This is a genomic window from Oscillospiraceae bacterium (assembly GCA_034925865.1).
Lineage (GTDB): Bacteria > Bacillota > Clostridia > Oscillospirales > SIG627 > SIG704.
Genome location: JAYFRN010000020.1, coordinates 81,636 through 93,414 on the forward strand (window position 1 = coordinate 81,636; position 11,779 = coordinate 93,414).

General features: G+C 45.5%; 7 protein-coding genes and 1 pseudogene. 7 read left to right on the top strand and 1 reads right to left on the bottom strand.

Features of this window, described 5'->3' with window-relative positions:
- Positions 1-195: 195 nt before the first annotated feature.
- The 7 genes from VB118_08210 (at position 196) to VB118_08240 (ending at position 11,413) form a co-directional block, all read left to right on the top strand.
- Positions 196-3,900: an S-layer homology domain-containing protein gene (locus VB118_08210; GenBank protein ID MEA4832583.1), complete on the top strand. Its 3,705-nt coding sequence runs from the start codon at positions 196-198 to the stop codon at positions 3,898-3,900.
- 180 nt (positions 3,901-4,080) lie between these two features.
- Entirely contained in the window at positions 4,081-5,565 is a 1,485-nt protein-coding gene (locus VB118_08215) for a DUF1846 domain-containing protein (protein ID MEA4832584.1), read from the top strand.
- Positions 5,566-5,624: 59 nt separating this feature from the next.
- Complete coding sequence (locus tag VB118_08220) at positions 5,625-6,356, top strand: endonuclease/exonuclease/phosphatase family protein (protein ID MEA4832585.1); 732 nt, start codon at positions 5,625-5,627, stop codon at positions 6,354-6,356.
- Positions 6,357-6,553: 197 nt separating this feature from the next.
- A complete protein-coding gene (locus VB118_08225; protein MEA4832586.1) occupies positions 6,554-7,876 on the top strand; it encodes a DNA polymerase IV in 1,323 nt (440 codons plus the stop codon).
- 134 nt (positions 7,877-8,010) lie between these two features.
- Positions 8,011-8,394: a hypothetical protein gene (locus VB118_08230; GenBank protein ID MEA4832587.1), complete on the top strand. Its 384-nt coding sequence runs from the start codon at positions 8,011-8,013 to the stop codon at positions 8,392-8,394.
- 236 nt (positions 8,395-8,630) lie between these two features.
- A complete protein-coding gene (locus tag VB118_08235) occupies positions 8,631-10,724 on the top strand; it encodes a ribonucleoside triphosphate reductase (protein MEA4832588.1) in 2,094 nt (697 codons plus the stop codon).
- Positions 10,721-11,413, top strand: coding sequence for an anaerobic ribonucleoside-triphosphate reductase activating protein (locus VB118_08240; protein ID MEA4832589.1), 693 nt, complete (start codon positions 10,721-10,723; stop codon positions 11,411-11,413). Before VB118_08235 ends, VB118_08240 begins: the two co-directional genes overlap by 4 nt.
- Positions 11,414-11,635: 222 nt before the next feature.
- On the opposite strand, the pseudogene VB118_08245 reads toward VB118_08240, so the two are convergent.
- Positions 11,636-11,779: pseudogene (locus VB118_08245) on the bottom strand (transposase).

Genomic DNA, 11,779 nt, shown 5'->3' on the forward strand with positions numbered 1-11,779 from the left:
TTTCAATAATATTCTTTCCCTTAAGTCCGTAAAGATACACGGGAAAAAAAGACATGGAAATCGAGGATGATTATTACAGTAATGTTACAGTACGGAAAATCTCTTGAAATTGGAAAATAAATGTTGTATTATTAGGATGCGGGGGCAGAAATGCCCAGCAACAAATTATTATTTTATATTATCAGGAGGAAAAAAATGAAGCGTACAAAATTCCTTGCCGCTTTACTTGCCGTTCTTTTCGTAATCGGATCGATCTCGGCAGGAGCGGAAGCGTATTTCAACGATTTCAAGCCGACGACCAGCAACGCACAGCTTTACAAAAACGTTGTTCTTCTTTACGAGCTTGGAATACTCAAAGGCTATGAAGAAACCGACGCGAGCGGAGCCGCCGTTCTCAACATCGGTCTCGACAGAAATGTAACCCGTTCAGAAATGGCGGCGTTCATCTTCAGACTTATCACCACTTATGTTGATAAGGACCTGCAGGGCGGAACAAATGCCACCACATTCACAGACCTTACGGAAAATGAATGGTATATCAACTATATCAACTGGTGCGTAAACAAGGGCATCATCAACGGCAGAGACGCAAACAGCTTTGACCCGGATGCCAATGTATCCTATGACGAAGCAATCAAGATGGTTGTTGCCTCCCTTGGCTATACCGGTCTTGTTTATCCGTTCGGATACAACTATCAGCTCCGCAATCTTCTTGATTTAGAAGGTATGAAGCTCAGCGATCTTCTCCCCAATTATAAAGCAGACACCGCGACCGTAAGCTATCCGGCTACCCGTGAGGACATAGTCAATATGCTTGCTTTCGCGTTCATCGCTCCGATGAACGAAACATACACTACTTATGAAAACGTCGGTGGTGTTACCGTTACAAAACAAGTGCATAAGGTTCTTGCAGATGATGTTTGGAAAGAAGCAGGAACTGCCGTAACCACAAACAGCTATCTCGTTATGGCTACCGCGGGCAGAACACTTGAAGCTGCAACCGCATGGAACGGCAAAGACGGAGACAAAGTCAAAGATCTCAAATGCGAGCTTTTAAACGATAAAGGCGAACGCGTCGCTACCCCGACGATCGTTTATTTCACATTCGCAGAACTCGGAATCTCTGACAAAACCAGCGATTATCTCGGCGCAAAGATCACAGCTACCAAGGTTACGAAGACGGACAAATACGAAAAAGTAACCAGCTATTTTGTCGGTCCTCTCACCGAGACTCTCTTCGCAAAAGAATATAAGAATGTTGCTCTCTCCACCGAGACAGTGACCACCGGCACCGATGCAGAAAAAGGCGACTGGCTCACAGTCACTCCTTCCGGCGTCACAGGTCAAAGAAAGAAAATTGCCGATACCAATCTCTTTGATGTAGCAGCTCGTTCCAACACAGTATTCGATTATACGACTGCTGTAGCGAATAAGACAGCATTATTCACCGCTCTTAAAGCAGGAGCTGAATATTATGCAACCGTGCTTGATATATTTGCCGACGGCAAATTTGATTATGTAACTGTTGCACGTAAAGCTCTCGGCCTCCGCGGCGATGCCATAGAAGCTACAAGCAGCGTTGGCGCAAAGACAACGATAAAAACCCTCGGTGCGAACGCAGTTGCCTCCATCGGAACCAAGGCAAACCTTGTTTCTTTAGGAGCTAGTGTTGACGTTCTTGACACTGATATTCGCAACGACTGCGAAGCAGTTAAGGGCGACTTCTTTGTGTACTATGTTCTTGCCAACAAGTACATACTTGAAAAAACTGTAGAATATCAGGATGGAATTGTTACAAAAGCAGTCCAGAGCTCCGGCAAATACACATGGACAATCGCTCTTGACAAGCTTGCCCAGGACGGCAGCACAGTTAAGATCGACGTAACTCTTCCCACCTCAAACGCTCCTCTCGCAAACGGCGTGACTATTTCAAACGAAGGCGCGTTCATTCAGCCGGCTACAGAAGCTTCCTTCATCATCTATGCCGGCAAGCTTTATGCAGTTACGGCAGAAGGTACACCCGCTCCTACCACAAGAACAACCCTTGGCGTATTCTACGGAATGTACAGCAGAACAGTCAAATCTATGACGCCGACCTATGTAGCTGACGGCCTTGGATATAAGCTTGTATATACAGTAGTTTATGACTATAACGCTCTTATGGCGCTTGACAATAAGGACGGCACAGGATATATCCAGAAAGTCAAGTTCAATGCATATGGCACCGCTGACTTTAACAAATATTTCGGAGAAATTGCTCCGACAGACTTGAAAGTCGGCTATGAGCAGTTAGCACTGGAACAGACTGTAGTAGATCTAACAGCTCCAATAGATTCCAGACTTCCCGGTTATACAATAGCAGTTCCCGCTGCAGGCGAAGTACCCGCTCAATATGCATTTACGAATTCTACTCCGGTAGAATACACAGTGGATGCCAACAGCGTGTATACTATGTATGCCGCGGTCACCGCAGAAGCTGCCGAATCTGTTGTTAAAGTTTCCGGAGTAGACTATACATCATTGTATATCGTATTCAATCCGTCCACTGGATACTATGAACTTTACAAGAGCAAAGCTGGATATGCAGCTCCTGTACTTCTTAACACATTCAAATGCGACAGCGAAACAAGAATCATTACCTCAGATGTACTGACAAGAAACTCTTACATCGCGAAGAATTTCGGCGAAGCGACCTATCATCCGGTAAAAACAAACTTTGATTATGTACCGTATGACGAATTCAAAGTTGACGTTCTCTCTCTTGATAATGTTGCTGCAGGAATACCTACGGTAATATTCAAGGCTGTTACAGATCCTATCACCAGCAGAACAGTTCTTACGCTTCGTGAAGTTTATGTAAATAAAGCAGTCGAAGCGAATTACGATGCTCCTATAGGAGACGTAGATCTCGAAGACATTGCATACAACACCACAGTACTCAAGAGCATTGATTCCACATCAGTGGAAGGCAAGACCGCGACAGTAGCTTACACCTTGTTGAATCCTTACAATAAGGCTTCCAAACAGGTTGTAAAATCTTTCGAGGGAACTGATATTGCTGACGCAATGAACAAGCTGAACGCATATATCACAGACACTCTTGAGGATATGCTCGGCAGACCTGTATTTGACGATGATGGTACGCTTGAGTTAGATTACGATTCGTTTAGCTTCTACTACGCAACTGCCGGTGGAACTACAGAAGGTAACGTAATCTACGGAAAAGCATCTGTTGTTTTCACAGCATCTGACAGTTATATTGTAGAAATTGACAATTTCCCCGGCAAATACTTTAAGATCAAAAATGACTGCAATATATTTAACTGGAATCTTGATGCAGCTGGAAACGGTGTACTTCAGTATATCGATTACGGCACAGCGATCACGGTTCGGAAAACAGACAAGACCTACAATCTTGATAACCAAGAGCTTATGTTCGTACTTGACGGCGAAAACAATATAGCATTCGCCGCTACCGTTAAACTCGGATACGATTTGACAGACTTGGCAAATTACACCGATGTCAGCAACACAATTGGAGCTGATGTAGACGTAACTTACACAAAGAGCTTCCTCAAATGGTATGACAATATGTGCATCGCAGCTGCAAAGGCTAATATTGAAGCTGCCTCTTATACATCTGCACAGGCAAATGCAGCCACAGCAGCAGCAGCATTAACAAAAGCTCAGGCATTGGTTGATGCATTAACCTTAAATGGGACAACAGCAACAGCAGTAGCAGGAACCTTTACAGCAGCTACAGCTGGAACTGAGGGTACACCTGCTGGAGTTAACGGTTCTTATACCTTTACAGTGGAAATTGCAAAAGGAACAGGAACCACAGCAACATCAGCAGTAAAGACCATGACAATCACTGCTACCCCTAACCCTGCAGATTAATTTAAAGTAATAATTTGTTGACAGAGGCGCTGCCCGTTGGGCGGCGCCTTTGCTTATTGTCATCTATACATTAATATATTTTCTTTTATCTCCCGTATTGCAAAGGCAAAATAAAATGATATAATAAAAAAGATGTGAAAAAATAAGACGTATGATGATATGCATAACAGGAGAAAAAGGATGAAAAAAGGTTTCAGCAACGAAAAATATGTTGAATTGCAATCGGAAAAGATAATCGAGAGGATAAATCTCTTCGACAACAAGCTTTATCTCGAATTCGGAGGTAAGCTTTTTGACGATCTGCACGCTTCCCGTGTGCTGCCGGGCTTTTTGCCGGATACAAAGGTAAAGCTGTTACAGAAATTAAAGGACAAAGCGGAAATAATCGTAATAATAAATGCCGGCGATATAGAGAGAAAAAAGATTCGCGCCGATTACGGTATAACATATGACATGGATGTCTTGAGACTCATCGACAATTTAAGAAGCATGGATATATATGTAAGCGCGATTGTGATCACGCAATACACCGGACAGCCGTCGGCGGAAATGTTCCAAAAAAAGCTTTTGATCCGCAACGAGAGAGTGTATATACACAAAAACATAAAAGGATATCCGAACGACGTAGACACGATAGTAAGCGACAACGGATACGGCGCTAATCCGTTCATAGAAACAACGCGTCCGCTCGTGGTCGTTACGGCACCCGGCCCGGGCAGCGGAAAGCTCGCGACCTGCCTTTCTCAGCTGTATCATGAGCATAAAAGAGGCATAAAAGCGGGATATGCAAAATTCGAGACCTTTCCGATCTGGAATCTGCCGCTCAAGCATACTGTGAATATTGCGTATGAGGCGGCGACGGCCGACCTTAAGGATGTCAATATGATCGACCCGTATCATCTGGACAGCTACAGCATATCAACCGTGAATTACAACAGGGATATAGAAGCGTTCCCGGTTCTGAATACTATATTGTCAAAGATCACCGGCGACCAATTCTCATACAAATCGCCTACAGATATGGGCGTAAACATGGCCGGATACTGTATAACCGACGATTCCGCATGCAGAGACGCGGCGAAGCAGGAAATTATTAGACGTTCTTATAAAGCGTGGTGCGATTATAAAAACGGCATAGCGAATATAGACACAGCGCACCGCGTGGACGCTCTTATGAAGGAAGTCGGCGCGACAAAGGAAGACAGACCGGTTGTGGCCGCCGCTCTTGAAAAAGCAACAGCGTCGGGATATCCGTCGATAGCTATACAGATGCCAGACGGGAAAATAATCACCGGACGAACCGGAGAACATCTGAATGCCCCCGCCGCATCGATGATAAACGCGATAAAATACCTTGCGGGAATACGTGATTCGCTTCATCTGATATCTCCGCTTATCCTGGAGCCGATTATGCAGATAAAGACGACAGTATTGAGCGAATCGGGAGTGAAACTGAATCTTGAAGAGGCGCTGATCGCGCTCAGCATATGCGCGGCAACAAATTCTATGGTTTCGCTTGCGCTGACAAAGCTCGGAGAGCTCAAAAATGTTGAAGCTCATTATACAAAAATGCTTTCGTCCGCCGATGAAGCGGTTTTCAGAAAATTGGGCGTTAATATAACCTGCGAGCCGGAATTCAGCTCTAAAAACCTCTATATAAAATAAAATATTTTATACTTTTATAATTAATCTGCCGGAACACATAGTGAATGGAGACAAAGCAAATGAGAATCAGACTCATGACCTTCAATATTCAGCATGGATTCGACCATGTGGAAAAAGGCGGTATCAGGCTTGATAAGATGGCGGATGTAATATGCCGTTTTGATCCTGATATCATCGCTCTTAACGAAGTGAGAAGCGGCGGAGAATACGGCAATCAGGAAAAAATACTGTCTGAATTGACAGGTATGAAGCATCACGCTTTCGCGCAGGCGATATGCGACGGACACGGACCTTACGGAAACGCGCTGTTGTCGAAATATCCTATAAAATCCGCCCTGACATATCCCGTTGAAGACACATATTACGATAAGCTCAATCATTACGAATCCCGGGTCATTATGAAATCCGAAATATTGCTTCCCGGGTCAGATGATCAAATACTGAGTGTATTCATATCGCATTTCGGATATCAGTCGCCCGCGGAAGCCAAAAACGGCATAAAATTATTAAAATCTCTGACCGCACAGGTTCAAGTCCCGTTTGTATTCATGGGAGATCTGAACAACACGCCGGATTCTCCCGCGCTTGCGCCGCTGTTTGATATGCTTGACGACACAATAAAGCTCGCCGGCGCCGCGGCGGCACAAAAACCAAGCTTTCCATCAGACAATCCAAAAGAAAAAATAGATTATATTTTTGTTTCACACGGATTGCGCTGCGTCAACGCGGACATTCCTCTCGATGCCATCGCTTCCGATCATCTTCCGCATATCGCGGAGATTGAAATTTAAAGGTATAAGCTACGCGGCTTCTCAATTTTAAAAATAACGCCCCTCTGGGGCGTTATTTTGTGATCCACAATACGAAAAATCAAAAAATAATAAAAAATATATTGATATTTAGTAATTTAGGGGTTATAATATATATGATCTTACCGCGCAAATGAATATGATCCGTATTCAAATAGTCGTGCGCGGATGCGGCGTTTATGGATAAAGAGACAATAATAAACACAAATACATCGGCGGCGGTTGTCACAGATCAGCTATGGTTTGCGCGTACAATATTGCATTGCGATCTCAACAATTTTTTTGCGTCGGTTGAATGCTTATATGATCCCGCGCTTAAAGGTGTCACTATGGCCGTGGGCGGCAGCATAGAAGACAGGCACGGTATAATACTTGCGAAAAACGAGGCGGCAAAGCGCTACGGCGTGAAGACGGCGCAGACTATAGGAGAAGCAAAAAGCTTGTGCCCCGGGCTTGTCATAGTGCCGCCGCATTACGAAAAATATCTGAAATTCTCGCGCGCCGTGAGGAAGATATTTTTAGATTATACTCCGCTTGTGGAGCCGTTCGGAATAGACGAAGCCTGGCTTGATATAACTCACTGCGCTTCTTCATACGGCGGCGGCAAGGCGTTGGCGGATATCATACGCGAGCGGGTGAAGTTTGAGCTGGGAATTACGCTTTCGGTCGGGGTCAGCTTCAACAAGGTCTTTGCCAAGCTCGGAAGCGATATGAAAAAGCCCGACGGAACGACGGTCATCGGAGCATCGGAGTTTCGGGACAAAATATGGGGGCTTCCGGCGCAGGATCTTTTATGCGTAGGACGTTCAACACAAAAAAAGCTGAACAAATGCGGTATATATACAATAGGTGAGATCGCGCAGAGCGGCCGGATATTCATGGAAAAAATATTCGGGAAATGCGGAGGCGTGCTTTGGGAATACGCGAACGGGATGGAATGCTCTCCCGTGTCCGAATACGGCGTTTTTTCCGATGTGAAATCGGTCGGCAACAGCTCGACTTCTCCTTTTGACATAACCTCTCCGGAGGCCGCGCGTGCGCTGATAATGGTGCTGTGCGAAAGCGTAGGAACAAGACTGCGCGAGCATGGAATGAGATGCGGGAATGTGGCTGTTTCCGCAAGGACAAAAACGCTCGTCACTTCAGAAAAAAGTGAGAAGTTGAAAAGCCCGATTTTATCCACGCGCGCGCTTTACGAAAATGCCGTCCGCATATTTGAGGGATGGTATGACTGGAAGGAGCCGATCCGATCAATAGGAGTAAGAGCGCAGTCCCTCAGCGTCGGAACGGGAACTCAGATTTCTCTTTTTGAGGACGAATACAGCGCGGAGGAGATAGACCGCGTCATAGATTCGCTCGGAAGGAGATTTGGCTACGGCACGGTGACGAGAGGACGCGCCATGCTTCATCGCATACGCGAACGGCCTCCGCTCGCGTTCGGAGCGGCGTCGCGCGGCGCGCATGACCCCACTTTGCCTCCGGCGGAAATAGAAGTGTGCTGAAAGGAACGCCTTAAGGACCCTTTTGGGAAAAGGGTCCTTAAGAATCCCCTAAAACTCATTTCAAAACCAAGGAGTACCCCGAAACTCATTATTGAGCTGTTCCGAATTAGCTTTTGAGGGTATGAGGACTTTTAATGAAAAGTCTACGTCTGCCCGAATTAGCTTTTTGGGGTCCGGGGACTTTTTCGCGAAAAAGCCCCCGGCGTATTTCCGTAACTTATAACTCAAACAGAGAGGCGATTATGAATACAGAAAAGGTTTATGTAGAAACAATCGTGAAATTTACGCCGGGCGGCGATATCACACCTCTATCCATAGTATACAGCGACGGGATAAAATACAGAATCGATCGTATCTCGGACGTGCGTCCGGCGGCAAGCCTTAAGGCCGGCGGCGCGGGGATCCGCTATACGGTAAGGATAACAGGCAGAGAGACATATTTGTTTCTTGAGGGAAAACGCTGGTTTGTCGAAGGAAAATCCGACAGCACGCGGCATACCACTTGCGAGCATTTATGAGCGGGATATAATATTTTCAAATGACAGCAGGCGAAAATAAATCAAAAAAATGATGGAACAATATGTTGTATGTATATTGACAAAGCCCACAATATATAGTAATATAGAGTTCCTACGAAAAATCACTTTTCCGTAAATCATATATACCAATGGAAAAAGTCATTATCGCATAATAAAAACGAAATGCGGATTATGTTTTTCGCGGGTAAAAAATAATTATTTAAAGGATAACGGCTATGATAAAATCAATAAAAAAGAGAAACGGAGAAATCGTTCCGTTCAAACCAGAAAAAATAACATGGGCGATCTTCAAGGCGGCGAACGCCGTTGGCGGAGATAATTTCGAAATGGCCGAAGAGCTCGGCAATCAGGTATGTGAAGTCGCCGAAAAGCAATATGGCGATACAGTCGTTGATGTCGAGCAGATACAGGATATAGTAGAAAAAGTGCTTATCGAAAAGGGTCACGCGCGCACGGCAAAAGCTTTTATCCTTTACCGTGAAAAGCGCCGCGGCGCGAGAGAAGCGAACGCGCTCATTGGTGCGACTATCGAAATGTTCTCGAATTACCTCAGCGACATGGACTGGAAGATTAAAGAGAACGCAAATACTCAAAAATCCATTAACGGAATGAACAATTACATACGTGAAACATTTACAAAGCAGTATTGGCTTCACGAGGTGTATCCGGAGGAGATACGCAACGCGCATGTTTCCGGCGACATTCATCTGCACGATCTTGGCTTTTTCGGACCGTACTGCGCGGGATGGGATCTGAGGATGCTTCTGCTGGATGGCTTCGGAGGCGTTCCCGGAAAGGTCGAATCCCGTCCGGCAAAGCATCTGCGCACCTTCCTCGGACAGGTTGTTAATTCCACATTCACAACACAGGGCGAGACGGCCGGAGCTCAGGCATGGTCTTCGATTGATACATACTGCGCCCCGTTTATACGTTATGACAATCTCGATTATAAACAGATTAAGCAGGCGCTTCAGGAATTTATCTTCAATCTCAACGTGCCTACGCGCGTCGGCTTTCAGTGTCCGTTCTCCAATCTGACCTTTGATATAACGCCGCCTTCCACTTTAAAGGATCAGGCGGTTATCGTCGGCGGCGAATACAAGGATGAAGTTTACGGCGATTTTCAAAAAGAAATGGATTTGTTCAATATAGCGTTCTGTGACGTGATGATGGAAGGCGATAAAAAGGGCAGAGTATTCACATTCCCGATCCCCACGATCAACGTGACGAAAAATTTTATGTGGGACAGTCCGGTGGTAAATAAATTCATGGATATCACCTGCAAATACGGTGTCCCGTATTTCGCGAATTACTTGAATTCCGATCTTTCGCCGGAAGACGCTCTGTCGATGTGCTGCCGTCTGAGGCTCAACACGAAGGAACTGCGTAAACGCGGCGGCGGGCTTTTCGGTTCTAACCCGCTCACCGGATCGATCGGTGTCGTTACAATAAATCTTCCGCGCATAGCATATCTTTCAAAAACCGAAAACGAATACAAGGCCCGTCTTTGGAAACAAATGCAGATTTCCAAAAACAGCCTTGAGATAAAACGTAAAACTATTGAGGAGCAGACGAGAAACGGCATGTATCCGTATTCCTCCAATTTTCTCAAGGATGTTTATGCACGCACAGGCAGTTATTGGTTCAATCATTTCAATACAATCGGGCTTGTCGGCATGAATGAAGCGTCACTTAACTTCTTGGGCAAGGATATCACAACTCCCGAGGGTCAGAAGTTTGCGAAAATGACGCTTAACTATATGCGTGATGAAATTGTCAAAATGCAGGAGGAGACCGGGCACGTATACAACCTAGAGGCAACTCCGGCGGAGGGCACGAGCTATCGTCTTGCCAGCCTTGACAAGGAGAAATATTCTGATATTATATCGGCGGGAGAAAAAGTACCTTATTACACAAATTCCTCTCAGCTGCCTGTCGGATTCACCGATGATATATTCGAGACGCTCGATCTTCAGGATGATTTACAGACTCTTTACACAGGCGGGACCGTTCTTCATCTTTATCTGGGAGAACAGATTCACGATATAGAGATCGCCAAATCGGTTCTCAAAAAGGCATTTACCAATTACAAGCTGCCATATATTTCTTTCACTCCGACATTTTCCGTATGCCCCGAGCACGGCTATATAAGCGGCGAGGTCTATAAATGCGACAAATGCGGCGCGGAAACCGAGGTTTGGAGCCGTGTCGTCGGATACCTCAGACCTGTCCAGAATTTCCACAAGGGCAAAGCCGAGGAATGGCGCGAACGCAAAAAATATGTTATTAAAGAAGTAACCAACGTATGAGATTCGGCGGATTAGCCAGAACGAGCACGATAGATTTTCCCGGTGTGCTTGCCTGCGTGCTGTTCACGGTCGGATGCGATCTTGACTGTTTTTACTGCCACAACCGCGAGCTGATCGAATCAGAAGCTCCGCAGCTTTCGGAAGAAGAGGTCATGGCCTTTTTGAATAAACGCCGCGGACTTTTGGACGGTGTGGTGATCAGCGGAGGGGAGCCGACACTTATGCCGGATCTTGCCGGATTCGCGTATAACGTGAAGGAAATGGGATACAAGCTGAAGCTCGACACAAATGGGCAGAGGCCGGAGGTCGTCCGCCGGCTTGTCGAAGAACGGCTTTTCGATTATTACGCAGTCGATCTTAAAGCGTCCGGAAACGAGTATTATTCAGTTTGCGGGGGAGACAGAAACAAGACGGAACAGACGGTTGATATACTTAATGAAGCAAAGGCTATGTTTGAACTCCGCACCACAATGTATCCCGGACTTGATTCACAGATGCTTTACGAGCTTCTAAAAAGCGCTCCTACCGCACCGCGCCATAGGCTTAATGTTTTCAGAATGCCTGTAAAATATAAGAAAGCCGATGCGGAAAGGCTCGCGTTGACTGCGCTTAAAGCATATGAGGCCAAAAAGGTCGCGGAGCGTATAAAATCCGAACGCCCAGATACGGAATATATAATAAATGGATAAAAACAAGTAAAATCATCAGAGCGCACCCGCGGGTGCGCCCTGATGATTTTGGTTCTGCTGTCCTCTGGCTTTTTTGATGGCTATAAAGTAAACATACCAGAGACTTTTCTCTCTTTAAGCAGTAATTAAATAATATGCTTATCCCTTTAACACAGCAAGTGTAAGGGGCTTTGACGAGATGGATGCGGACAACAAGTTTTCGAAAAAACCAAAATAGATGTGCCTACGGTTGAAGCGATACGTAAATTCATCGAGATACGATTGAATATACTTTCCGCCCAGTCCATGGAAAGTACCATCAATGAATAGTTTTGCGTTACCAACTATCGTATGCAGCCATTTCAACATGTCTTTGTCTGCATTGAA

Bases quoted from the DNA above. Each gene is read 5' to 3' on its own strand.
- VB118_08210 (MEA4832583.1), top strand. From the start codon at position 196: ATGAAGCGTACAAAATTCCTTGCCGCTTTACTTGCCGTTCTTTTCGTA.
- VB118_08215 (MEA4832584.1), top strand. From the start codon at position 4,081: ATGAAAAAAGGTTTCAGCAACGAAAAATATGTTGAATTGCAATCGGAA.
- VB118_08220 (MEA4832585.1), top strand. From the start codon at position 5,625: ATGAGAATCAGACTCATGACCTTCAATATTCAGCATGGATTCGACCAT.
- VB118_08225 (MEA4832586.1), top strand. From the start codon at position 6,554: ATGGATAAAGAGACAATAATAAACACAAATACATCGGCGGCGGTTGTC.
- VB118_08230 (MEA4832587.1), top strand. From the start codon at position 8,011: ATGAAAAGTCTACGTCTGCCCGAATTAGCTTTTTGGGGTCCGGGGACT.
- VB118_08235 (MEA4832588.1), top strand. From the start codon at position 8,631: ATGATAAAATCAATAAAAAAGAGAAACGGAGAAATCGTTCCGTTCAAA.
- VB118_08240 (MEA4832589.1), top strand. From the start codon at position 10,721: ATGAGATTCGGCGGATTAGCCAGAACGAGCACGATAGATTTTCCCGGT.